The organism is Thioclava sp. SK-1, from assembly GCF_001705665.1.
GTDB lineage: Bacteria > Pseudomonadota > Alphaproteobacteria > Rhodobacterales > Rhodobacteraceae > Thioclava.
Map to the genome: position 1 here is coordinate 1 of NZ_MDHA01000038.1, position 24050 is coordinate 24050.

A 24050-nucleotide genomic window follows, 5' to 3' on the forward strand; every position below is an offset into this window, starting at 1 on the left:
AGCAGGGCGATGTCGATGGCTGGATGGCCAAATACACGCCCGAGCAGCTGACCTACCATACCATCGCTCCCGATGCTGCGACCCGCCTCTTGGATGCAGGGCGCGCAGAAGAGGCTCTCGCGCTGACCCGCACTGCCCTCGCCGCGCAGAAATCTGACCGGCGCTCCGACTGGCATGATCCGCGCGAGCTGGATGACGCGCATTTCGCCTGCCTCTGGGCGCTCGGGCGCAAGGCGGAGCTGCGCGATGCGCTTTGGGCGCGGTTCGAAGCGCGGCTCTGCCCCGATGCGCTGCGCCATCACCTGAAGCTGCAGCCGGATTTCGAGGATATCGATGCAGCCGACGCCGCCCGCGCGATCGTGCTGGCCTATCCATCGATGACCAAGGCGCTGTGGTTCTGCCGCGCCACGCAGGACCTACAACTGGCCCGCCAGTTGATCGACGCGCGCCACGCCGATCTTGATGGCAATGTCTACGAGATCCTGACGCCGCTGGCAGAGGAACTGGCTCCAAACCACCCGCTTCAAGCCGTGCTCCTCTGGCGCGCCCTGATCGATTATGCTCTCACCCATCAGCGCAAGGGCCGCTACGGCCACGCCGCCCGCCACCTCCAAAGCTGCGCCGAGGCCGACACCCGTATCAGCGACTACGGTCCGCACCTCTCGCACGCCGCTTACCTAAAGACGCTGGAGGACACTCATGCCCGGAAGTCCTCCTTCTGGGCAGAGGTCGTAAGATAATCAATGCAGCGCAGCATACGACTAAGATTGGGCGGATGTTGTTGAAAAAGTCGGCCGAAATCGCCGATTTTGAGGCTCGCCGCCGCCGGGCAAGGCTATTGCGTTCGGGCGATCGCCCGTCGCCCCGCCTCAAGGCGGTAATATGGCCGCTCAGCTCATGCTGCGGCCTCCTGTAGGACGCTTCGCGAGCGGAGCTTCGCGAGTTTTCGGAGATTCTGTGCGATGGCGGCGAGCAGAAATTCGTCCTTGGCGCCGTTTGGACCACGGAGCCGCAACCGTGTTAGGCCAAGAATACGCTTGAGGTGCGCGAAGAGCATCTCGACCTTCTTCCGTTTGTCGCGCGACACTTTGTAGGCCTTGGTCTTGCGGCACTCTCTGGCGAACTCGCGCGCCTCTTCATGGGGCTCACGCGTGACATACCGGGCATCGGCTTTCGGGCAGCAGATCTCCTTGGATGGACAGGCTTGGCAGATAGCCTTCAAGCAGCGGTATTTCTTTCGCCCACCAGTATCCCGACCCCGGTTCGGATCGAAATAGTTGCGTCTGAACTGTTTGAGGGCATGGCCTTCAGGGCAGATATACTGATCATTCGTCTCGTCCCACTGGAAGTCTGAGCGGGAGAACGTGCCGTCGGTCCGTTCCGACTTGTCGATCACCGGTATGAAGGGGGTGATGCTGCGTTTCTCGACCAGCCAGCCCAGGTTCTCGGCATTGCCGTAGGCCGTATCGGCGGCCAGCCAGTCCGGCTTGATGCCAAAGCGTTTTTCGGTCCTGTCCAGCATCGTGTGCGCAGCTCCAACTTCGGCTTGGCGGATGGCTCTTGTCGCTTCAACATCCATGATCACCGAACTCTTGGTGTCGATCAGGTAGTTGGTGGCATAGGCAAAATAGGGGCGGCTCTCCTCCGCACGGGTCCATTGCGCTGCCGGATCGGACTTGGCCACGAACTTGGGCTGGACAGGCGATGCGGCCCCGAAGGCGGCGTCATCCAGTGTCTCCAGATATTCTCGTGCCGCCCTGTTGCCAGCGTCCCGCGCGGCCTCGGGGCTCCAGTCTTCCGCCGCGATGGAGCGGATCTTGTTGGCATCTGCCGAGATCAGGCTCGCATCGACCGCGAAACCTTCGCCCGACACCAGATTTTCTTTCAGGCAGCGTTCAACGGTTGTCTCGAAGACCTGACGCAGCAGACCGCTTTCCCTGAACTTGCCATGGCGATAGCGGGAGAAAGTCGAGTGGTCGGGGACATTGCCTTCCAGACCCAACCGACAGAACCAGCGGTAGGCCAAGTTCAGATGAACCTCGTCACAGAGCCGGCGCTCCGAACGGATCCCCATGACATATCCGATCACCAGCATCCGGATGATCAGTTCGGGGTCGATCGAAGGCCGGCCAAGGTGGCTGTAGAAGGGACGCAGTGCCTCGCGCAGGGAGTCGCCATTCAGGAACAGGTCAATCTCGCGCAGCATGTGATGGGCGGGGACATGCCGCTCCAGATCGAAGTCGTAAAACAGCTGCGCCGGTGCTTCTTGCCTGCCCATCATGCCGAAATCCTCCAATCCCCTCATAGTCGAGTGAATCGAAAGACTTGCCGCAGCGCAACAAAGACTTTTTCAACAGCATCGGCGGAAAGCAGACTTTCTTTGCACGCGCGAAACTATCTTGGCTGGACACGGAAGCGGACGTACCCACCAAGATATCGCCAATGAAGCCGACGCGACTTACACGGAAGGCGCGAAGTAGCCATTCGCAGCGAAGACGATGAATAGGCACGTTGATGCTGGGACCTATATGTCCATCCTTCTGCAAAAACCGCGCTTCTACAGCCTGGTTTCCGGGTCGGGTAGTTCCGCACCGGAGAACGTTAGGAAACTGTTGGATCTGGTATTATGGCGAGATAAGGTTCCAGTGAAAAAATTCTAACAAGCGTTTACGCCGATCAGGAACTTGCAATGCCTCAAGGCAAAAAATCTAAATTGAAAACAGAGGTGACCTCCGAGAAAGTATACGCGCTCATGAGTTGTGTCCCTAGGCAGGTGATCTCTAAGGACGAACGAATGTCCATCGTCAAGACAACGCGGAGGCTTCTGGATGGTGCAAGTATTCGCGTCGGGGAATTCGCCCGCAATCGACAGTGCTGGCATCGTTACGGGCGCGTAGAGCGCGCCCGTTGTCTCTTTGGACTTGACCGTCTAGACAGCAGCCTAATGCAGCCTCGCCTTGAATGGAAAATGTCCCTTTCCGAAAGGATTGCTACCGAGACCTTGGCGAGGCTTTTGAATGCTGGCGGATGCCAAGCGCGAGCGCTTCGGATCGATGCCTTTTTACGTGCCTTGGGACTTGGAGATGGCGAGCTTGGCGCTGCAATTGGTCAGTTAAATTCGGCGCAGGTCTTTTCAGAGGTGCCCGCGTTGGATGGCCGACGGATCGATCTCAAATTCGTATGGCGAGATGCGAAAGACAAAGAAAAAATTCTCGTTGTCGAAGCTAAGTTTGACCATGAAATAACGCCAGGGCAGCTTCGATGCTATCGGGAAAGTGCGAAGAAAGACCATCCGAAAGCCAAAAGGTATCATCTAGTTCTGGCTTTGCATGAGAGCGCGATGCTGAAAGCAAACTGTCGTGGCGATGGAAATTGGCGATTCTGCTCTTGGCGCGATTTATGGCTACGGTTCGAAACTGCGCGACCGGTCGAATATGATCAAAACCTCCAGCTTTTCCTCAACGTTCTCTGGCGCCGGATAGGACGACTCAACCCGAAAGATGCACATGCTCCCCTTTGAAATCCATGAAAGCGTTCAAGCCTATTTCCAAGAAGCGGACACACGCGCCGTTGTTGATGCGCTTGTAACAATGATTAATGATCCCGATCTGCCTGATATGGACCGAAGCAAACTGACAGACCTGAGCGAGGGCGTAATGCTGGCTTGTCAGGTCCGTTCAGATTTCGTCGAGTTCATGGCCGACATTTGGAAAAACACATTTGGCGCGGCGTTGGAAAAAATTGATCTAAACGAATTTTTTCCTGAAAACTGTACCATTAGCGAGGTCTGGAAAGAGTGGCATTTCTGGTCGTACGTCACCAGAGGTGATGATCTGGAACGAAGTCATTTTGACCTCACGGTCGATATCGATAGCAAACGACCATACGAAGTGACGCTTCGCATATGGCGTTACAACGATGATGACGAATTGCAGACATTTTCTTCTCGTTTGAAAGTCCCAGATTGTTGGCAAAGGATCACGGATGAAGGGGAGCAGCGGCTTGAATCGACCGCAAAGGTTACGATGGAAAGCTTCATAGATAATCCCGATGAGGCACTCAAACCGTTAAAGCTAGCCGCGTCCGCTATTGTGCCGCTCATCGCGAAGCTGCTAGCCGACTAAGCTGTGCGGTGTCACGAATGACCGGCCTGGTGAATCTGTTGCGCTGCTATGACCAACCGGGTGAGCGGCAGCTTTGGGCCGAACACGTCGATACGGCCACGGGGACATCGAGGCAGCCCCGCTGCGCCGCCGCATGACCGGTTTGAGCCCAAACTGACCTATGCTGCGGCACGTGCGAAGAGCGGCGAACTGCGGAGACCTGCCGTTAGCTGAATTTGCATATACGGCTCCCCAATAGTGGTAGTGGGCATTCACGGATATCCAGAGATAGTGCGGGCCTATGGCGCTCAACCACTGCTCCTTATCTTTTCCGCTTGCCGCAGCATTTCTATAAAGACGGATGCTTTTGCGCCGCGGAATTTTGCCGCCGGAAGCACCGCGAAGACCCCCCCTTCAGGGAGTTGCCACGCGGGCAATACCTGTGTCAGCGCGCCCGAGGTCAGACGATCACGCACCACATAGTCAGGTAGGATCGCCAAACCTGCTCCTTCCTCCACGGCGGCCATGATCGCAGGCGCGCTATCGATTGAAAGATCGCTTTGCATTGTGACGGAGGCCGTTTCGCCAGCGGTGTTTTCGAACAACCAGTGCAGCGGATCGGATAGCGCCTTGTTGGCGACGAAGGGTGACGTGGCGAGATCGCTGGGGTGTTGAATGTAATCAAACTGGCCGGATTTGTCGCCCGCGCCGACGAGGAGCTGTCGAAACCCGCCCAGCTTGCGCGCCAACAGGGTGGAATCGCGCAGCCACCCGACCCGAATGGCCAGATCAAGCGCGCCCGCCATGAGATCCCTGTGATCATCCCCGAGATATAGCTCTACTTGACATTCGGGGTATTGACGCCGGAACGCCGCAACAAGCGGGGCCACGATCGCCGTACCGTAATCATTCGGGGCGGTCATGCGCAATGTGCCCATCGGCTGCTCTGAGAGTTGCGACAATTCGCTGAAGGCTTCTTCCGCCTCGTTCAGGATCGACGCGCAGCGTGTGTAAAACAGTTTGCCTGCCTCAGTGGCGCTGACCTTGCGCGTGTTGCGCACCAGCAGAGCTGTTTGCAGCTCCTGCTCCAACTGCGTCACTTGGCTGCTGACCACGGCCTTTGTCACGCCAAGGCGGTCTGCGGCATTGGTGAAGGAGCCGGTTTCGACAACGGCCGCGAAATAGGCCAGACGGTTCAGGTTGTGTGATTTAGCCATGACCAGACTGTAAACCTTTGGCATACGCTGTGTCAAAATTGTTTATCTTATCACTGGCAATTGATGCCCCTATATAGGGTCCAAGGAGACAGACCATGACACAGAAAACGACACTGCATTACCTTTTTGATCCCCTGTGCGGCTGGTGCTACGGCGCTTCGGCGACCATTGGTACACTTGCGGCCGATGCCGAGATCGACCTTCAGCCACATGCGACAGGACTGTTCGCCGGCAGCGGCGCGCGTCCGATGAAAAGCTTCGCAGCGCAAGCTTGGGCCAACGATCAGCGCATCGCCGCAGTAAGCGGTCGACCGTTCACCGAAGCCTATCGCCGCGATGTTCTGGGGGCTGACGATGCGTCTTTGGACTCCACTGTAGCGACTCTTGCAGTAACCGCGGTGGCTGACAGCAGCCCTGATCGCGTGATCGAGGCGCTCGCGGCCATTCAATCGGCACGCTATGTAGATGGCAAGGATGTGACCTCCTCTGAGGTCGTCGCAGGCTTGCTGGCCGACCTTGAACTTGCCGATGCCGCCACGCGTGTTTTGACACCTGACGCCAGCCTCGTTGATCTGGTCCAAACCCTTACCGCAGAGGCCCGCAAGTTGATGACGGCGTTTAACCTGCAAGGCGTTCCCGCCCTCATTGCCGAGGTCGACGGCACCCGCCGCGGGCTGGACGCCAGCACCCTATATTCCGGCCCAGATGCGGTACGCGCCGCACTCGGACTGGCCTGAACCCACTTTACCGAAAGGACAAGACAATGAATCGTAGAGACATTCTAAAACTTTCCACCGCAGCCGCAGCTGCTGCCCTGATCGCGCCCAAACTCTCATTTGCGGATGAAAACGGCCTCACCTGGACGCATTTCCCTGCTGGCGAAAACGGCTTTTACCGTGCGCCCGTTTTGATTGAAGGCGCAAACGAGGCCGTGCTGATTGACGGCGGCTTCACCCTGCCGGATGGTCGCGCATTGGCCGCAGAGATCAAGGCGACTGGCAAAACACTGACCACTATCTACATCAGTCAAAGCGACCCTGATTTCTATTTCAGCCTGCGCCCGATCGTCGAAGCCTTCCCCGAGGCCCGCGTCATCGCAGCCAGCGAGACAGTCGCGGCCATCAATGCCAATGTGGCCAAAAAGGTCGAAACATGGGGGCCGCAATTGGGCGAAAACGGCCCTGCGACTGTGGCAGAGGTGATTATTCCCGACGCCGACGACAGCACGACGTTGACAGTGGATGGCCACGACATCGAGATCGTTCCTGCCGATGGGCTGGCCAACCGTCGCTATCTTTGGGTCGAAGACCTACAGGCCGTGTTCGGCGGCGTGATGGTCTTTTCCGGCACCCATGTCTGGACTGCCGACACACCCACCAAAGAACAGCGCGCTGCATGGATCGCCAACCTTGATGCTATCATCGCCCGCAATCCGAAGGTTGTCGTGCCCGGTCACATGACGCTGGACGCGCCGATGGGCCTTGCTGCGGTGGAATTCACCAAAGAGTATCTTCTGGCCATCGAGGAAGAGCTGGCCACCGCCGAAAATGCGGCAGATCTGCACGCGGCGATGACAGCCCGTTACCCCGATTTGGGGATGAGCGTCGCATTGGATGTCGGCACCAAGGTTCTGACCGGCGAAATGAAATGGGGTTGATCCGCGCCTGATCCGTTTCGCTGCGCTTGCCACCTATGAAACTCGTCAAACGAGAGCGGCCGAGAAATCTTGGCCGCTCTCGCTTCGTTTTGGATAATCCTCCCTTGAGATCGCCAGAAAATACCGTGCGTCAGTAGCGCTGCGGAGGTCAGCATTGTGGAGGATGCTGCGGCGCGGCTCCAGTCGTGGTGATGAAGGTCGGTTCAGGGACGTTCGTGTTGATCGACGCCATGCGCGGATAGCGGCCGTTCATACCAAAAGTGTCGGCGGCGGCTTTGTCCGCACTGCAGACGTCGGTTCGTTTGAAATGCTGCGCCGGTGCCCGAACGGCCGCTTTGGCGAAGCCGCGCCGCAGCGCCCACCAAACGCCGAACGTCCGGAGAGGGCCGATCGCGTCGATAGGGAGGCGCGGCCCTCGTGATGGGGCCGCCGCACCGCCGCATGTCCGCTCCGAGCCCAATGTGACCAATGCTGCGCGCTGTCTGAAGGGCCATCTCCCGAGCGGAGATCTTATTTGAACGCCATTCGCAAAACGTCGATTGTGCGCTTGATCCGTTCTTGGTGACGCTGCGAGTTATGGGTCACAGACCACACTTCGCGGACGAGAAGTGGTTCACCCGATCCCGCTAGCGTCAGTTCGTTTTTGTCTACCGTCAGGAAATCTGGAAGCACTGCAATACCGCCCCTCGCCATGACTGCCGCCATTTGCAGATCGACGTCATCCACATAGCAGGCAAACTTTCCGCCAGCTATCCGGTTGAGAGCGACCTGTTGTGGCATAGCGTCCGGCACGTCGCCCTGACCGATATACCGCCACTCTTCCTCGGGAGTGTTCGCGATGTACGCGCGGTGTGCATAAAGACGAAACGCGACGGATCCGAGTTTGGAGACCGCCAGATCACCGGTCTGGGGGCGCGTCAGGCGCACCGCGATGTCGGCCTCACCACGCAGCAGAGAGGCGAATGCGATTTCACCGGCGAGTTGTATCTCCAATTTCGGGTGTGCTTTCCCGAGGGATAGGAGCGGCGCAATCAACAGGGCCTTGGCCAAAGCGGGTGGTGCGGAGATTTTAATTCTGCCGCTCATGCCCGGGCGCATCCCTGCGGCACATCTCGCCGCCAAATGCGCCGCCTCCATCATCGGCCGGGTTGCATCGGCAAAATCGCGCCCCGCCGCAGTGAGCGCCAGTTGCCGCCCGCGCCGGTCGAACAGTGCCAGACCGGCCTCGCTTTCGAGTGCCTGTATCCGTCGGGTCACCGTGGTGCGCTCAACCCCCAGCTCACGCGCCGCGGCAGCGGTGCTTCCGGTTTCGACCAGGGCGACGAAGAAGCGAATGTTCTCCCAATCCATCCATCTCACCATATAATGCATTTTTGCATCATTATAGTGTACATTATACGCATTCCAATATGCCTAGATGTCACGAATATTCCGTCTCGTCAGAGCGGAAAAAGGTGCATCATGACTCATGTCGTCGAACTATCCGCCCCAGGTGGGGTGCAAAATCTATCGTTTGTCTCGCGTGAGATCGGCACTCCTGGCCCCGGAGAAATCCGTTTGCGTCAGACTGGTGCGGGCGTGAATTTCATCGACATCTATCAACGCAAGGGGATCTATCCACTTTCCATGCCTGCTGTGCTCGGCGTGGAAGGCGCGGGTGTGGTGGAAGCCGTCGGCGAAGGTGTCACCCAATTCGCCGTGGGGGATCGTATTGGCTATGCTGGGGCTGTTGGTGGATATGCCGAAGCGCGGCTGCTGCCCGCTTGGCGCGGCGCAAAGCTGCCCCAAGATGTCTCAAGCGATCTCGCGGCCAGCAGCCTCTTGAGAGCCTGCACTGCGCATATGCTACTTCACAAGGTTCATCAGGTGACGCCGGGAACGACGATCCTGATCCATGCCGGTGCCGGGGGGCTCGCCAGCATCGTCATGCCTTGGGCCAAACGAATAGGCGCTCGGATCATGGCAACGGTGAGCACTGACGCAAAGGCGGACCTCGCTCTGGCCAATGGCGCTGACACGGTTATCATCGGGCGAAACGCGGACATTGCAGGGGAAGCGCGAAAGTGGACCGACGGCCTAGGCGTGGATTTTACCATTGATGGCATCGGGGAGCCGACCTTCAGGGCTTCATTGGAGGCGACCGCTAAGTTTGGGACATTCGCAAGCGTCGGCCAAGCAGGCGGCCCGCTTGTCACGCTCTCTGCCAATGATCTCGGGCCACAAAGAAGCGTTGCCTTTCACATGCCAAGCGTGATGGCCTATCTCGCGGACCCTCTCCGTTATGAGAGTGTCATCCGCGCGTCGATCACCGCGCTGAGCGCCGGGCCCGAGAGAGTAGCAGGGCCGGAATTTGCACTTTCCGATGCCAGCGCCGCACAATCTTCTCTTGAGAATGGCACGACCACTGGCACGCCACTCCTCGTGATTTGAGCAAAACGGAAAGCTGCCTTTCGCGCCTTGAAGTTAATAGGCAGCTTTGTCCGCACTGCCGACCTTGGCGTGCCGGACGTTGCTGCACGATGCCACGGATGGCCGGTTTGGGGAAGCTGCGCTGCAGCGGAGCCAGCTGGGCGAATGTCCGGAGAGGGCCGGAGGTGAATGGTCCATCGAACTTGATAACAATTCCCACTGTCGTCATCATCTGGGAGTAAAGGCCGACCGGCGACCGCAAGGACCGCAAGGACCGCCGAAATGAGGCAATTTGAGTGAATGCAAAATGATTAGATTTATTGGACCAGTTGCGGCTCTATGCGGGTTCTTTACCTTGCCAATCCACGCCCAAGAGATTGGAGACCTGGCCAAAGTCAATACAGAGTTGTTGAATGTAAGGACCGGCCCCAGTTCTGATACTTCTGTTGTTGGGAGAGTCTCGCAGGGAGCAATGTTGCTAGTTGTCGAACGGCAGGGCGATTGGGTGAAGCTCTCAGACCCACTCAATCGCGGTCTTGCAGAAGGCTGGGTGAACTCACGCTTCCTTATAGTCGCGGCCCCCAGCCAGCAAATTGACACACAAAGGCCTACTGCTAAATCTGCGCCAGCTCCTCGATTCGTCCCGATACCTGATCCATTTCAGATTGCCGATGCTGATTTCGAGTGCAGCGAAAGTTACATCACCGAGGGCGGTTTTGATGAATGTGAGCTTGAAGTAGAAATTGAGGTGAATATTCCGTCGACTTTTGCGCCATATTTGAGGGACTATGTCGACGTTACCTGTGTGGCAGAGATTTCGTACCGGACCAATGATTCCTATTTCGAGCAATCCGAGCGAGAGAGTGAAAGCACAAGCCTTTATCTTTATTCGGGCACCGCTAGCGGAACCCTCGAAATCGACTTTGATTTTGGATACACCTTTGAACCTGTGATTTCAGCTAAGGTTGAATCACTCGAGTGTCGTCCCGATTGAGATTGCTACAAGTTCTGACGACTTTTCCATTCACCTACTTGGCAGATGCAGCCAATGTCGGCAAAGCAGGCTGCAACCACCGCATCTCGATCTGTGGCCGGACGGCGGCTTTGGGCCGGAAGCGTAGTACGGTGCTGACCGCCTGGGTCACGCGCCCGCCGCAGCGCCGAATGACCGGTTCGAGCCCAAAGCGCTCATGCCGATGCTGCAGCCTCGCTGCGGATGCATTCGCCCGCTGTCCGCGCTAATCCTCACACGCGTGGCATGGCCTCTGTTGCTCGAAGGGCGCGCCTTGAGATGCGCTCCATCCGACAGTCAAGAATAGCAGACCAAGTCAGCCAACGCAGGCTCACGGCAGGGGCTTTTGCTGCGCAGTCCGCTCTGCCGGAATGATGGAGGACACGGCAGGCAGCGGTTGCGATACGTCATCCTCGAGGTCGAGAAAGAGGCTCAGGCCACCTGCCGCAGACGTATCGGTCGCGCTCAGCAGCGCGCGGTACTTTGGGCTGCCCTCGGGGACGTTGGCCTGCACCTGCAACTGCGATGTCGCCGCGCCGAGCGCCTCGCGTAGGCGCGCATCGCTCTCGAGCAGTTCGGCCAGCGCTGCATGGGCCAGCGCCAGAACGCGGTTCGCGGCCCATGACGGAGCGAAGATCGCCTGCGTGTCGGGCAGGATCGGGGTCTTGTCGAGCGAGAGGAACCGCGCGCCTTCGGGCCTATGCGACAGCTCGGTCTCGTAGCGGATGATGGCACCCTGAACGCCTGTCGGGCGCACCGCCTGATAGGCCACCAGCATGTTCAACCGTGACTGTCCCCGCGGGGCGGGTTCGAATGTCGCGTGCAGGATGTGGTGCGCACTGCGCTCGCCCGGCACCGTGGCAAACCATGTGGCAAGGCTGTCGCGGTCGTCGGCGAACAGATGGCGACCTTGGTGACCGCTTAGGCTGACCTGCGGATCGAAGATTTCGAGATGCGGCGCGAGGGCGCTGCCCGGTGCTTCGAAGAAGGCGAACCAGCGGTAGGCAAGATGCAGGGCGTCATGCTGCGAGCGCAGCTGATCGGAGGAGAGTGTCATACCGGCCCCTTAGAATTGGAGGTCGCCCAGGCCAGCGACGGGCCGGGGCATGTGTTTCTGGGGCGTCACGCCCCGAGGATCAGGCGGGGATTGCCTGCGGGGTGACCTCCAGCGCCTGCGCGAGGCTGGTCAGGGCGGTCTGACGCGCGGCTTCACCGGGCATCATCAGGTTCACCATGACCTCGTCGGTGCCATAGGCCCGGCCCAGCTCTTGCAGCTGCGATGCGACGCTGTCCGCCGTGCCGTAGATCAGGCGGCCTTCGTTGCGCTGACGCACCATCCGTTCCTGAACACTCCAGTCGTGTGTGCGCGTGGTCGCAAGCGACGGAAGCCGGTCGAAGGGCCGCGCGCTTTCGGCATGCGACAGCCACAGGTGGAAGGTGTCGGCGAAGGCCTCCGCCTCGGCCTCGGTTTCGCCCACGGCGGCAAAGACCGCGACGACGACGGAGGGCTTGTCGCCGAAGACGGTGGGCTGGAACGCCGCGCGGTAGGCGGCAGCCGCTTCAGTGCCCTGCGGGCCTGGGTTGATGAAATGCGCAAAGGTAAAGCCAAGCCCGGCCTGCGCCGCGACCCCTGCCGTAGAGCCGGAGGCCCCCAGCACGAAGGTCTGCGGGATGCGGGCGGTGCGCGGCAGGGCGCGCAGCCCGGCATGACGGCTTTGGGTGGGATGCTGCCCGCTCAGGAAGCCCAGCAGGTCGCCCAGCTTCTGGCCATAGGGAAGTTGGCTGGTCTTCTCTTCGTTGAGCGCGGCGTTGACCCGTTGATCCGCGCCCGGAGCACGCCCCAGCCCAAGGTCGATCCGGTCCGGGAACATGCCTTCCAGAAGCTGGAAATTCCCGGCAATCTTGTAGCTGCTGTGATTGGGCAGCAGCACACCGCCCGAGCCGAGGCGGATCGTCTCGGTGCCGGCGGCGGTGCGTGCCATCATCAGTTCGGGCGCGCTGCTGACCATGGCGGGCATGCCGTGGTGCTCAGAAAACCAGTAGCGATGAAGTCCGGTGGCATCGGCGGTTTGTGCAAGGTGCAGCGAGGCGGCGAGTGCGTCCTGCGCCTCAAGGCCTTCATCGACGGGGACGTAGTCAAGGATGCTCAGTCGCATGGGATATCCTTTTGACAAGAGTGGGTTGCCCGCGCGGCGAGGGCGGTGGCGGGACAGGTTGATCAACCGGGCCGATCAGGCGGTGCTGTGGCCGATGTCGAAGTCGGGAATGGTGTCGATGTCGAACCAGCCGGGGCGATAATCCGTCCAGCAGAAACGCCACTGGCCGTCCTCTTCGCGCCGCGCGCGCAGCTGGTAATGCGCGCCGTAGAGCGGCTTGCCCTGCGGGGTCATCGTTTGTTCGGGCACGATCCGGCCGACGATGGCATTGGCGTGTCGCCCATCGGGATCGGCCTCGACCCGGACGAGGTCGGCGAAGTGCTGCATCCACGGCCAGTGGTGCCGGAAGCTGCGCAACTGTCCGATCACCGCATCGCGCCCTGCGTACTGGCCCATCGGGGCAAATCCACCCGCGATATCCGCCGTGTAGCTGCCGATGAGCAGGGTGATGTCGCCCTGGTCGATGGCAAAGGAATAGCGGCTGTAAAGCTCTGAGATCGCCGCGAAGAGATCGCTCGGGGGCGTGCCGATGGGTTGCAGGGCCCAAGGCGAATGCAATTCGCTCACAAGAACTGGCGGCGGGTCGCCCACCTGCCAGCCCGCATCGCCGGGTGGCAAAAGCCAGTGCGAGGCAAGCCGTTCGGTGCCGCGCATCCAGCTGCTGGAGACCCTGACATGGCTCACCTGCCAGCAGTCGTCGGCGCGTGTCGCGCGCAGAACCACGGTCGCGCCGAAGAGCAGCGCCTGCGCGGCATCGCTTTGGTTCTGCAACAGCCCATAGACATAGAAGCTGGCCACACCCTCATCGCCACGGGTGGCGGCGTAGCGGTTGCTGGTGCGGATGGTACAGGCGCCTTGCCGACCATCCGCGGCAAGCGCGTTCTGGATGTCCTGCGCACCGCCGAGCTGCCCGTGCAGGTTGCTGTCGAGCCGGGCCTCGGGGGCCAGCCAAGAGGGCGCGCCCGAGCTTTCGCCGGACCATTGGGCCGCAAGCCTGTCGATCAGCGCCAGAAGCGCTGCGCGGTCCTGTTCGGGACCTTGATGTTCATGTGTCATTTGTCACCTTTTGCGGGAAAGACGGGCAAGCGCAGGCAGGATGTGCGCGCCCATTTCGTCGATGATGCGTTCGGCAGGGCGCCGCGACGGGCGCAGGTTGAACGCCACATGTTTCACGCCCTGCGCCGCCTGCTGCTGCAACCGCGCCAGCAACGCCTTGCGCCCGATGCGAAGCACATTGTGGTCGCGCCGCGGCGGAGCATCGGGGTTTCGGTCGAGGTCGAGGAAGGTCGAATAGCCATAGGGCGGCGGGCGCCGCTTGCCGGAGGCTGCCTTCAGATCGTTCAGGATCTTCGCGACCGATTTCGGATCATCCACCGTCCAGATCCAGGCATCGGCGTTCTTCGCGATCCAAGGCACCGTCTGCCCGACGCGTCCGACCGCGATCATCGGCAGTCGGCCCTCTTTCGGTTTGGGCAGCAGGTCGAGATCCCCCGACAGCGTCCCGAAACCTTGGGTTTTGCCGCGCGGGAAGGCCTCGCCGTGAAGTTTGCGGATCAGCCTAAACGCCTCGCGGAACCGGTCGGCGCGCCTGTCGAAACGGACGCCGAAGGCCGGGTACTCCATCGGACGGTCGCCCGACGATAGGCCGAGGATGAACCGGCCCTGCGTCAGCATGTCGATGGTGGCGGACTGTTTCGCCACTGCGATCGGCTCGCGCAGCGGCAGCACGATGCCTGCGGTGCCTATGGTGATCCTCCGCGTCTGCGCGGCAAGAAACCCGGCGTAGACCAGCGGGTCCATGATCTGCGCCGCATCGCCGAACTCCGGATCGAAGAAGGGCACGTCGCGCAGCCAGATGCTGGCAAACCCCGCCTCTTCGGCGCGCCGCGCGGCGGCGTGGCCTTCCAGCGTCGGCACGGGGCCTTCGGCATAGGCTTCGAGCGGCGTAATCAGGCCGACCGTCATACCTTGCGCGCCGAAAACGGCATCGAGGGGATCGGGCCATTGATCCTCCTGCAAAGGATCGAAGCGGGGGTGTCGGGGCACGGGATCGGTCCTTGCTGGTCTTGGCGTGGGCGGGTCGTTGCAGCGGTCTTGCCTGAGACGGCCGCCCAACGGTGTTGCGTTGAGCCCGAACATATTCCCGTCTCAGAAATCTATAACCCCGAGGTTTTTCCGATCAGTCGATCCTATGGTTCCGCAATTGTAGGGCGCAGACCCCGCCAGATGCAGGCCCCGTCAGGTCAGCCACCGGTTGAACGAAGGCTTTTGCGGCACCGGCGGGGCGTCTTCACGCAAGGCGCAGCGCTGTTAGAGCCAGTAGCCGGCCTCTTTCTTGGCCGCGTCGGCAACCAGCGCGTCGATGAGCGCACGCTGGCCGGGCTTGAGGTAGCGCGAGCGTGGCCAGACCGCGTGGATCGGCATTTCGGCGCCGGAGGCATCGTCCAGCACCGTGACCAGCTCCCCTGACGCCAGTGCGTCACTCACCAGCCACGTCGGCAGCTGCGACAGGCCCGCCCCAGCAAGCGTCGCCTCCAGCATGGCATCGCCGTCGCTGAATTCGTGCCGGGCGCGGATGGTTTGCGTGATGACGGACCCGTCCGGCTGGCGCAGAAGCCACGAGGGCGGCACACCGTCCCGACGACTGCCGATGATGCAGTCATGCTCGGTCAGGGCCGCCGGGGTGGCCGGGGTGCCATGCTTGGTGAGGTAGGCGGGGCTGGCGCAGATGACCAGTCGCTGACGGCCCAGCCTGCGGGCGACCAGATCGGCATCGTCGCTCAGCGCGCCGATCCGCACGACAAGGTCCACCCCTTCGTCGATCAGGTTCACCCGCCGTTCGGTAAAGCTGACGGCAAGGTCGAGCGCCGGGTGCTCGTCCGCCAGCCGGGTCAGCACCGGCATCACGTGACGCCGCCCGAAGGCCGCCGGCAGATGGATGCTCAGCCGCCCCGACACCTGCCCGCTGCCCTCGGTCACCGAATGCTCCAGCCCCTGAACATCGCTCAGGATCGCCACCCAGCCATCGAAGTATCGCTGCCCCTCCGGCGTCAGCGACAGCCGGCGGGTGGTCCGGTGTAGCAGCTTCGTGCCAAGCCGCGCCTCGAGACGGCTGACGCTTTTGCCCACGGCAGAGCCGGTCAGCCCAAGCCGCGCACCGGCCGCGGTGAAGGAGCCGTTGCGTATGGTTTCGACGAACTCGCGCGCGCCGGAGAAGGGATCATCGTGCTCAGGCATTGCGGAACCTTGGGACGGAATGACTGGAACGGCGACCATATTATATTCCACGACAGGATCAATAGATTGGCGGTCAGAAAGGAAGGCCCCCAAGCCCCTGAGCAGCCGCTGGCCATGAAATCAGGGCGCAGCAATCTTCCTGCCAACTGCTTATACTCCTTCGAGGACTCACCCATGTCGCACCTCTTCTCGCCATACGACCTCGCGGGGCTGCCCCTGCCGAACCGCACCGTCATGGCCCCGATGACCCGGTCCCGCGCCCCGACCGGCGCCCCTGACTCGCAGACCGCGCTCTACTACGCTCAACGCGCCAGCGCCGGGCTGCTGATCACCGAGGGCGCGCCGATCAGTCAGGAAGGCAACGGCTATCTCTATACCCCCGGCATCTACACCGACGATCACGAGGCCGCATGGGCCAAGGTCACCAAGGCGGTGCATGATCGCGGCGGGCGCATCTTTGTCCAGCTGTGGCATGTGGGCCGCGTCTCGCACACGTCCCTGCAACCGGGTGGTGCCGCGCCGGTTTCGGCCAGCGCACAGCGCGGCGAGGGCGCGTTCTCCTTCGCCATCGGGCCGGATGGCCAGCCGGGGCAGCAGCCTGCCTCGACGCCCCGCGCGCTGGAAACCGAGGAAGTCGCCCGCGTCACCGCAGACTTCGTCGCGGCGGCGCAGCGCGCCATCCGTGCGGGCTTTGACGGGGTCGAGATCCACGGCGCCAACAGCTACCTCTTCGAGCAGTTCCTGAACGCCAATTCCAACCAGCGCACAGACCGCTACGGAGGCAGCATCGAAAACCGGATGCGCTTCCTGCTGGAAACGATTGATGCCGTCGCAGCCGAGATCGGCATGAACCGCGTGGGCGTGCGTATTTCGCCCTTTGGTCGCCTGTCGGGCATGCAAGGCTACGAGGGCGAGGCCGACACTTGGCTGGCCCTGGCCGAGGCGCTGGAGGCACGCCAGCCCGCCTATGTCCACCTCAGCGACCAGCTGACCATGGGTGGCGAGGCGATGCCCGCAGGCTTCCCATCGCAGTTCTGCAAGACCTTCACCGGCACGCTGATCGCTGCGGGCGGCTTGACCCAAGAGACAGGGGAACAGGCGCTGAAGGACGGCGCGCTGGACCTCATCGCCTTCGGCAAGCCCTTCATCGCCAACCCCGACCTTGTCGAGCGGATGCAGAACGGCTGGCCGATCAACACGCCCTCGCGGGAGGCATTCTATGGCGGCAATGGCGCTGCCGGTTACACCGATTTCCCCACTTGGGACGAAGAGAAGGACAAGACCGATGACTGACACCCGAGAGAGCCGCATCACCGCGATGCTCGACCGCGAAGACATTCGCGCCCTGCGCCTGCACTACAGCGCGCTACTGGACGGCAACGCGGCTGACCGCATGGGCGAGGTGTTCACCGAAGACGCCGAAGTGGTCGTGACCGTCGGTGCCATGAAGGGCCTCGACGAGATCAAGACCAGCCTGCGCGATGCCTACCAGAGCTTCGACACTCGCAAGGCCGAGCATTTCCCGTTCGTCCACGCCATTGCCAACCACGAGATCACCCTGACCGGCCCGGACACGGCCACCGGCAGCTGCTACCTGCTCGATTTCGTGACCGACCGTCCGGGTGCGCAGCATCCCTTCCTGCTGTTGGGGCGGTACGTGGACGACTATGTGCGCGTGGATGGCGAATGGCGCATCAGCCGGTCCGAGCTGGACGTGCTCTGGCCGAACGACGACGCGGCAGAGGCCTGAAGCCACCGCCGGTTTCCGCCTGTTTCCCCCGGCCGCCCTTGGCGCAAGGCGCGGTCGGCGCGGGTATAAGCCCCGGGGGTGCCAGACCCTCTGTCCCCCTTGGTCGCGGGGGCCGGACTTGCACCGGCCCCCCGCACATTCGCTGCTCAATTCAAGAGAGAAAGACAATGCGTGCCATAGGTTACACCAAGGCGGGTCCGATCACGGCGGACGACGCCCTTGTCGACATCGACCTGCCCGAGCAGATCCCCGGCGAGCGGGACCTGCTGGTCGAGGTGAAGGCTGTGTCGGTCAATCCGGTCGACACCAAGGTCAGAGCCAGCGCCGCGCCCGAGACCGGGCAGCACAAGGTGCTGGGATGGGACGCGGCCGGCATCGTGCGCGCGGTCGGCGCCGTCGTGACCGGCTACGCGCCCGGGGATGCCGTCTACTACGCGGGCTCCATCGCGCGGACCGGTACCAACGCCCAGTTGCATTGCGTGGATGAACGTATCGTGGGACACAAGCCCCGGACGCTGGACTGGGCCGAGGCGGCTGCTTTGCCCCTGACCACGATCACCGCCTGGGAGGCGCTCTTTGATCGGCTGGAGGTCACGCGCCCGGTGCCCGGCGGGGCACCTGCTGTGCTGATCGTCGGCGGCGCGGGCGGCGTAGGCTCGATCGCGATCCAGTTGCTGCGCGCCTGCACCGAGCTGACTGTCATCGCCACGGCGTCGCGCTCCGAAACGGCGCAATGGACCCGCGACATGGGGGCGCATCACGTCATCGACCACAGCCGTCCGATGGCGCCGCAGATCGCCGCGCTGGATCTAGGCGCGCCGTCCTTCGTCTTTTCCACCACCCATAGTGATCAGCACATCCCAGACGTGGCCGAGCTGATCGCGCCCCAGGGCCGCTTTGCCCTGATCGACGAACACACGCCGCTGGACGTGCGGCCTTTCCAGGGCAAGGCCGTCTCGATCCACTGGGAACTGATGTTCGCCCGCCCCCTGCACCAGACCCCGGACATGGGCGAGCAGAAGGTACTGCTGGACGAAGTTGCACGGCTGATCGACGCGGGCGCGGTGCGCACGACACTGACCGAGCGGCTGTCCCCAATGGATGCCAGGACACTGTCCAAGGCGCATGCTCAGGTCGAGAGCGGGACGATGCGTGGCAAGGTCGTCGTGGAGGGTTGGCCCGACTGAAGCCGACGGCGGAGGGCCGGGCAGCGCCCGACCTCCGCCTTGATCGCGGGCGCTGGATATTCTGCCGTAAGGTAAGCACGGGCGCTTTCCCCGTATGGCCTGAGGAACGGGTGCCGTCCGCTTCGGGCGGCGTCGGCTCTAACAAGACGCTCGACGCGAGTTCTGGTGGCGCAGGCTACGGCGCGCTCCATTAGCCGGTGCATCGGGGCCGCGTGACATGATGCCACGACGGGTCGAATGTCTGGCCGTAAGAGTTGCCGTAGGCCAAGCTCTGTCCAGAAAGAGGTGACGTCTTCTGCTCCCTTTGAACACCATTGCCGCTCCAGTATGGCTCGCTGACGTGGAAGACCTATGACGTGGAGGGCTGATACCGGTCATAGAATGAGAATGTTTTAGGGGGCCAGGTCCACTTCATGCGCATTGCTGACGCTCAACCTGTGGTGGGCTGCGGTCGCAGCGAACGGCAGGAAGGTCCGGATTGCGTTGAAAAACTCCCTCACCGAGCAGTCACAGGGCTCCGACGAGAATTTCGTTCTGGTGGAGGTCAGATCTTCCGTAACCGGTGTTCAACGCCGTCCATTCGGCGACTGTCATGATCGCTGGCATCGAGACTGCTCCCAAAACCCTCAAAGGGCATATGCCGTCAAATTGACTCCATACACTTCAGATCTTTGCGATACAGCCAGTGATTTCCATTCGCTGATATGTGTGAGAAGATCGAGTGAGAGGCCACAAGCTGCAGAGTGCGTTACGACATGACCGCCTGTATCTTCAGGCTCGCCTTAGGCGGATGTGTCCCGAGAAACTCGGCCATTTCCTCGAGTGCGACCTGATGCGAGACCAGTCCTTCGATCTTTGGTCCATAGGCTGTAATCGCGGCAAGGGCCTGCGGGATATTGCGATTGAGAGAATGCGTCCCCATCAGACGCAGTTGCCGCCGGAATACCTCGAACGGAGAGATCTCGATCCGTGCATCGGGCGGACAGACCCCGAAAAACAATGCAGCACCTGAATCGGCGAGATAGCCTGTCAAGCCTGACGCCACCTGAGTGACACCGGTGGCATCGGCGGCGATATCCATGTTGCCGCGTAGCGACTGCATCTGGGCGGAGCCAGCCTCGACCGAGGCAAATCCGAAGCTTTCGGCCAGAGCAAGCCGTTCGAGTGACAGATCCGCCAGCGTGATCCGTTCCACGCCGCGCGTATGCAGCGCAATTGCCAGAAGAATACCGATCGGCCCTGCTCCAATGATCAGCGTTTCATCATGGGCGGCAGGGCGAAGCGCCTCGACCGCATTCAGGACGCATCCCATAGGTTCGGCCAAAGCGGCCTGCGTCCAGGGAAGCTCAGTTTTATGCAGGTTTTCGGCTCGAATGATCGCTTCCTCGGCGAAGCCGCCATCTTTCGATACGCCATAGGCCCCAAGGGCTACACAGAGATTTTCCCGACCGCGCAGGCAACTGCGGCAGGTGCCGCAGGACAAGTTAGGATCGATCACGACCCTATCTCCCGTGCTGAAACCCCGGACTTCGTTGCCGATCTCGATCACCTCGCCCGCAAACTCGTGCCCTGGCACGATCGGGAAGGCACCATTCCCATAACGGGCTGCGCGCACCTCATAATCGGTGTGGCACAAGCCAGCCACGCGCACCTTGACCCGGACCTCACGCGGTCCCACGGCACGCGAGGGCTGGTCGCGCAGGGCAACCTCTCCCTGCGCCGGAAAACAGATCGATTTCATTTCTCCCCTCCCCTTAAAAATGGGGGGCGTTTCTGCCCCCCAAACCTTAGCTCATCCACTGACCGCCATCGACGTTATAGGTCTGCGAAACAATGTAATCGCTGTCGGAAGAGGCCAAGAAGACCGCCATGCCGGTCAAATCCTCAGGGACTGCAAACCGTCCGGCAGGCACGCCCGCTGCGACTTCTGCTTTTTTCTGACCCGGTGCTTTGCCTTCGAGTTTTGCGAACATCGCATCGACATGTTTCCAATGCTCACCGTCGACCACGCCCGGGGCAATGGCATTGACGTTGATGCCATGCTTGATCAGGTTCAGCCCTGCGGATTGCGTCATCGAGATAACCGCCGCCTTGGTCGAGCAATAGACCAGAACAAGAGACTCCCCACGGCGCCCTGCCTGAGAAGCCATGTTGATGATTTTGCCGCCATGGCCCTGCGCGATCATCTGCTTTGCCGCAGCTTGCATAGTGAACAGCGTGCCTGCGACGTTGACTGCATAGAGGCGGTCATAGCTGTCACGGGTGATATCGACCGTTTCCGCGGCATCAAAGAGGGCCGCGTTGTTGATCAGGATGTCGAGCTTTCCGGTCTGTGCGACGACGGACGCAATCGTGGCATCGATGCTGTCCTGACGCGACACATCAAGCTGCACCGCATAGGCTCCCTCTCCCAACTCCGCCGCGGTGGCTTCGGCGGCCGCGAGGTCGATATCGGCAATCGCGACCCGAGCGCCTTCACGCAAGTAAGCTTCGGCAAAGCCGCGGCCAATGCCGCGTGCGGACCCTGTGATAAGGGCGGATTTTCCGTTGAGACGTGTCATTGCTTCAGTCCTTCATTATTGAAGCGGTGGATCTTGTCGGCCTGCGGCGTCAGGAAGACGGTGTCTCCGTGGCGCAGCGCCACTTCACCGCTTGCACGGACGGTGATCGTCTCGGCAAGGCCGGTGTCGTGAACGTGGAAATAGGTATCGGAACCCAGATGCTCGGCGACGCCGATCCGGCCCTGCCATTGACCTTGTGTCGCTGACACATCGATATGTTCGGGACGGATCCCCATCGTGTGGGCGTTATGGTGTGCAGCTTCCGGCCCTTCGATGAAGTTCATCCGGGGTGAGCCGATAAAGCCTGCCACAAAAAGATTGCGGGGGTTTTCATATAGCTCAAGCGGTGCGCCGACCTGCTCGATCCGGCCTGCGCGAAGCACCACAATCTTGTCGGCCATCGTCATCGCTTCGACCTGATCATGGGTGACATAGATCATCGTTGTCGCAAGACGTTTGTGCAGCTCGGAGATCTCCAGCCGCATGCCGACGCGCAGCGCGGCATCAAGGTTCGACAGCGGCTCGTCGAACAGAAACGCCGCAGGCTCGCGCACAATCGCGCGTCCGATGGCGACCCGCTGACGCTGACCGCCCGATAGCTGACCCGGTTTGCGGTCCAGATAATCCGTCAGATTGAGCGCGGAGGCCGCGGCCGCGATACGCCGCTCCTGCTCCTCGGCGGACACTCCGGCCATTTTCATCGGGAAGGCGATGTTTTTCCGCACACTCATATGCGGATAAAGCGCGTAGCTCTGGAACACCATCGCAAGGCCGCGTTTGGCCGGGGGCAGCTCGGCCGAAGGACGCCCATCGATCTCGATCTCGCCCGACGAGACATCCTCCAGCCCCGCGATCAACCGCAGCAGAGTGGATTTACCGCATCCGGACGGGCCGACAAATACTACGAACTCGCCATCATTGATCTGCAGGTCGAGCGGGGGAATGACCTCCACATCGCCAAAGGCTTTACGAACTTTATTCAGGGAAATATGTCCCATGGAACTCTCCTTACTTAACCGCGCCGAAGGTCAGCCCGCGCACGAGCTGTTTCTGGCTGAACCAGCCCATTATGAGAATGGGGGCAATTGCCATTGTCGAGGCGGCCGACAGTTTGGCGTAGAACAACCCTTCGGGCGACGAATAGCTTGCGATAAAGGCCGTCAGAGGCGCGGCCTTGGCCGCTGTCAGATTGAGGGTCCAGAACGCCTCGTTCCACGCAAGGATGATATTGAGCAGCACAGTCGACGCCATTCCCGGAACGGCCATCGGTAAAAGCACATGCACGACTTCCTCACGCAAGTTGGCCCCGTCCATTCGCGCCGCCTCCAGAATCTCGCCCGGGATCTCGCGGAAATAGGTGTAGAGCATCCAGATGATGATCGGCAGGTTGATCAGCGTCAGCACGATGACGAGCCCCGTGCGCGTGTCCAGCAGACCCAGTTGGCGGAACAGAAGATAGATCGGCACGAGAACGCCTACCGATGGCAGCATTTTGGTCGACAGCATCCACATCAGGATATCTTTGGTTCGACGGCCAGGGACAAAGGCCATGGCCCATGCTGCGGGGACGGCAATCACCAGACCAAGCAACGTCGATCCCACCGAGATCACAACCGAATTCCAGAAGTGTAGCAGATAATCCGATCGTTGATTGACGGCGGTGTAGTTCTCTAACGTCCAGTCGAAGGCAAACCAGACGGGCGGGTCGGCAATCGCTTGTGCTTCGGTTTTGAACGAAGTCAGCACAGTCCAGAAAATGGGGAAGAAGATCAACGCACCGACAATGGCGGCAATTGCAGTATTGAGCGCTTTGCGCTGCGGTGTAACGGCCCGAGCCATCAGCAGTCCTTTCGCGGATTTGCGGGTGTGAGATCAGGCATCGAGATTTTTCCCGATGGCGCGCATGAGGAAAATAGCGACGATATTGGCAAGGATGATCGCGACCACACCGCCCGCGGACCCCACGCCCACATCAAAGCGCAGAAGGCTTTCGGCATAGATCAGATAGGTCAGGTTGGTCGAGGCATTGCCCGGCCCGCCATTTGTCGTCACGAGGATTTCGGCAAAGACGGAGAGAAGAAAAATCGTCTCGATCAGGATAACGACAGTGGCCGCACGCCCCAGATGGGGGATGGTGATATAGCGGAAACGCGACAGGGCGCCCGCCCCGTCCATCTCGGCCGCTTCGATCTGCTCGCTATCGAGAGACTGCATGGCCGTCAGCAGGATCAGCGTGGCAAAAGGAAGCCACTGCCAGCTTACGATCCCGATGATCGACAGCAGTGGTGCTTGGGCCAGAAAGTCAAAGGGCGCAAGACCCAAAGCCTTGAACAGGTGTGCAAATAGCCCGTTGACCGGATTCATGAACATGTTCTTCCAGACCAGTGCAGAGACGGTCGGCATGACAAAAAACGGAGCAATCACCAGAATGCGCCAGATCCCTGACGCCCACATCGGCTGATCCAGCAGAAGCGCTAGAAGGGTGCCGCCTACAATGGTGACAACCAGAACCCCCACCACCAGGACAAGCGTATTGATCAATGCCGTCGTAAACGCCGGATCAGTCAGGAAATACTGATAATTCTCGATACCCGCAAAGGGGGTATCTCCCGGCATCAGCAGATTATAGCGCAGGACGGAGAAATATAGCGTCATACACAGTGGGATCAGCATCCAGCCCAGAAGCAGGATAACTGAGGGTGAGATCATGAGGCGCGCCGCGGCGCGTGCGTGTGTGGTCGCCATTGTGTTCTCTTTATAG

Annotated in this window: 23 protein-coding genes; 10 read left to right on the forward strand and 13 right to left on the reverse strand. The window is 61.0% G+C overall.

Features of this window, described 5'->3' with window-relative positions; translation table 11 throughout:
- On the forward strand, positions 1-740 hold a 740-nt coding region (locus tag BFP70_RS21010), incomplete at its 5' end, for a DUF6880 family protein (RefSeq protein ID WP_369820196.1).
- Between the two features lie 155 nt (positions 741-895).
- Here BFP70_RS21010 and BFP70_RS08665 read toward each other — a convergent pair.
- Positions 896-2281, reverse strand: coding sequence for an IS1182 family transposase (locus BFP70_RS08665; RefSeq protein WP_066010987.1), 1386 nt, complete (start codon positions 2279-2281; stop codon positions 896-898).
- A gap of 513 nt (positions 2282-2794) precedes the next feature.
- Here BFP70_RS08665 and BFP70_RS08670 point away from each other — a divergent pair.
- A complete protein-coding gene (locus tag BFP70_RS08670; RefSeq protein WP_176715529.1) occupies positions 2795-3520 on the forward strand; it encodes a PD-(D/E)XK nuclease family protein in 726 nt (241 codons plus the stop codon).
- A complete protein-coding gene (locus BFP70_RS08675; protein WP_066010989.1) occupies positions 3507-4124 on the forward strand; it encodes a hypothetical protein in 618 nt (205 codons plus the stop codon). Before BFP70_RS08670 ends, BFP70_RS08675 begins: the two co-directional genes overlap by 14 nt.
- 287 nt (positions 4125-4411) lie before the next feature.
- On the opposite strand, the gene BFP70_RS08680 is transcribed toward BFP70_RS08675, so the two are convergent.
- The gene (locus BFP70_RS08680) at positions 4412-5320 is read right to left on the reverse strand and encodes a LysR family transcriptional regulator (RefSeq protein WP_066011022.1); all 909 of its coding nucleotides are present in this window, start codon (positions 5318-5320) and stop codon (positions 4412-4414) included.
- Between the two features lie 95 nt (positions 5321-5415).
- On the opposite strand from BFP70_RS08680, the gene BFP70_RS08685 reads away from it, so the two are divergent.
- Together BFP70_RS08685 and BFP70_RS08690 are read left to right on the forward strand one after the other, a co-directional pair.
- Positions 5416-6057 (forward strand): DsbA family protein, encoded by a 642-nt coding sequence (locus BFP70_RS08685; RefSeq protein WP_066010990.1) that lies wholly within the window; start codon positions 5416-5418, stop codon positions 6055-6057.
- Between the two features lie 26 nt (positions 6058-6083).
- A complete protein-coding gene (locus tag BFP70_RS08690; RefSeq protein ID WP_066010991.1) occupies positions 6084-6977 on the forward strand; it encodes an MBL fold metallo-hydrolase in 894 nt (297 codons plus the stop codon).
- 510 nt (positions 6978-7487) lie between these two features.
- On the opposite strand, the gene BFP70_RS08700 is transcribed toward BFP70_RS08690, so the two are convergent.
- Positions 7488-8327: a LysR family transcriptional regulator gene (locus BFP70_RS08700; protein WP_066011023.1), complete on the reverse strand. Its 840-nt coding sequence runs from the start codon at positions 8325-8327 to the stop codon at positions 7488-7490.
- 111 nt (positions 8328-8438) lie between these two features.
- On the opposite strand from BFP70_RS08700, the gene BFP70_RS08705 reads away from it, so the two are divergent.
- Together BFP70_RS08705 and BFP70_RS08710 are read left to right on the forward strand one after the other, a co-directional pair.
- Positions 8439-9407: a quinone oxidoreductase gene (locus BFP70_RS08705; protein WP_066010993.1), complete on the forward strand. Its 969-nt coding sequence runs from the start codon at positions 8439-8441 to the stop codon at positions 9405-9407.
- A gap of 286 nt (positions 9408-9693) precedes the next feature.
- Positions 9694-10380: an SH3 domain-containing protein gene (locus BFP70_RS08710; protein WP_066010994.1), complete on the forward strand. Its 687-nt coding sequence runs from the start codon at positions 9694-9696 to the stop codon at positions 10378-10380.
- A 349-nt stretch (positions 10381-10729) separates the two neighbouring features.
- Here BFP70_RS08710 and BFP70_RS08715 read toward each other — a convergent pair whose 3' ends face one another.
- From BFP70_RS08715 to BFP70_RS08735, 5 genes are all read right to left on the reverse strand, one after another.
- Positions 10730-11455, reverse strand: a complete 726-nt coding sequence (locus BFP70_RS08715) for a hypothetical protein (protein WP_066010995.1) — start codon at positions 11453-11455, stop codon at positions 10730-10732.
- Between the two features lie 79 nt (positions 11456-11534).
- Positions 11535-12554 carry an MsnO8 family LLM class oxidoreductase gene (locus BFP70_RS08720; protein WP_066010996.1) on the reverse strand — a complete coding sequence of 340 codons (1020 nt, stop codon included), beginning with the start codon at positions 12552-12554 and terminating at the stop codon, positions 11535-11537.
- Positions 12555-12629: 75 nt separating this feature from the next.
- Entirely contained in the window at positions 12630-13610 is a 981-nt protein-coding gene (locus tag BFP70_RS08725; protein WP_066010997.1) for a nuclear transport factor 2 family protein, read from the reverse strand.
- A gap of 3 nt (positions 13611-13613) precedes the next feature.
- Positions 13614-14600 (reverse strand): TIGR03571 family LLM class oxidoreductase, encoded by a 987-nt coding sequence (locus BFP70_RS08730; RefSeq protein ID WP_066010998.1) that lies wholly within the window; start codon positions 14598-14600, stop codon positions 13614-13616.
- Between the two features lie 264 nt (positions 14601-14864).
- Positions 14865-15791 carry a LysR family transcriptional regulator gene (locus BFP70_RS08735; RefSeq protein ID WP_066011024.1) on the reverse strand — a complete coding sequence of 309 codons (927 nt, stop codon included), beginning with the start codon at positions 15789-15791 and terminating at the stop codon, positions 14865-14867.
- A 174-nt stretch (positions 15792-15965) separates the two neighbouring features.
- Between BFP70_RS08735 and BFP70_RS08740 the strand changes: the two genes are divergently transcribed.
- From BFP70_RS08740 to BFP70_RS08750, 3 genes are all read left to right on the forward strand, one after another.
- Positions 15966-17084 carry an alkene reductase gene (locus tag BFP70_RS08740; RefSeq protein ID WP_066010999.1) on the forward strand — a complete coding sequence of 373 codons (1119 nt, stop codon included), beginning with the start codon at positions 15966-15968 and terminating at the stop codon, positions 17082-17084.
- Entirely contained in the window at positions 17077-17541 is a 465-nt protein-coding gene (locus BFP70_RS08745; protein WP_066011000.1) for a nuclear transport factor 2 family protein, read from the forward strand. Before BFP70_RS08740 ends, BFP70_RS08745 begins: the two co-directional genes overlap by 8 nt.
- A 167-nt stretch (positions 17542-17708) precedes the next feature.
- Complete coding sequence (locus BFP70_RS08750) at positions 17709-18728, forward strand: zinc-binding alcohol dehydrogenase family protein (protein ID WP_066011001.1); 1020 nt, start codon at positions 17709-17711, stop codon at positions 18726-18728.
- A 748-nt stretch (positions 18729-19476) separates the two neighbouring features.
- Here BFP70_RS08750 and BFP70_RS08755 read toward each other — a convergent pair.
- From BFP70_RS08755 to BFP70_RS08775, 5 genes are read right to left on the reverse strand one after another with little or no spacing between them, the layout of a single operon-like run.
- Positions 19477-20469 carry an alcohol dehydrogenase catalytic domain-containing protein gene (locus BFP70_RS08755; protein ID WP_066011002.1) on the reverse strand — a complete coding sequence of 331 codons (993 nt, stop codon included), beginning with the start codon at positions 20467-20469 and terminating at the stop codon, positions 19477-19479.
- Positions 20470-20515: 46 nt separating this feature from the next.
- Positions 20516-21289, reverse strand: a complete 774-nt coding sequence (locus BFP70_RS08760) for an L-iditol 2-dehydrogenase (RefSeq protein WP_066011003.1) — start codon at positions 21287-21289, stop codon at positions 20516-20518.
- Positions 21286-22287 (reverse strand): ABC transporter ATP-binding protein, encoded by a 1002-nt coding sequence (locus BFP70_RS08765; RefSeq protein ID WP_066011004.1) that lies wholly within the window; start codon positions 22285-22287, stop codon positions 21286-21288. The genes BFP70_RS08760 and BFP70_RS08765 overlap by 4 nt, the downstream gene beginning before the upstream one ends.
- Before the next feature lie 10 nt (positions 22288-22297).
- The gene (locus BFP70_RS08770; protein ID WP_066011005.1) at positions 22298-23128 is read right to left on the reverse strand and encodes a carbohydrate ABC transporter permease; all 831 of its coding nucleotides are present in this window, start codon (positions 23126-23128) and stop codon (positions 22298-22300) included.
- A 33-nt stretch (positions 23129-23161) separates the two neighbouring features.
- A complete protein-coding gene (locus BFP70_RS08775) occupies positions 23162-24034 on the reverse strand; it encodes a carbohydrate ABC transporter permease (protein WP_066011006.1) in 873 nt (290 codons plus the stop codon).
- Positions 24035-24050 lie beyond the last annotated feature (16 nt).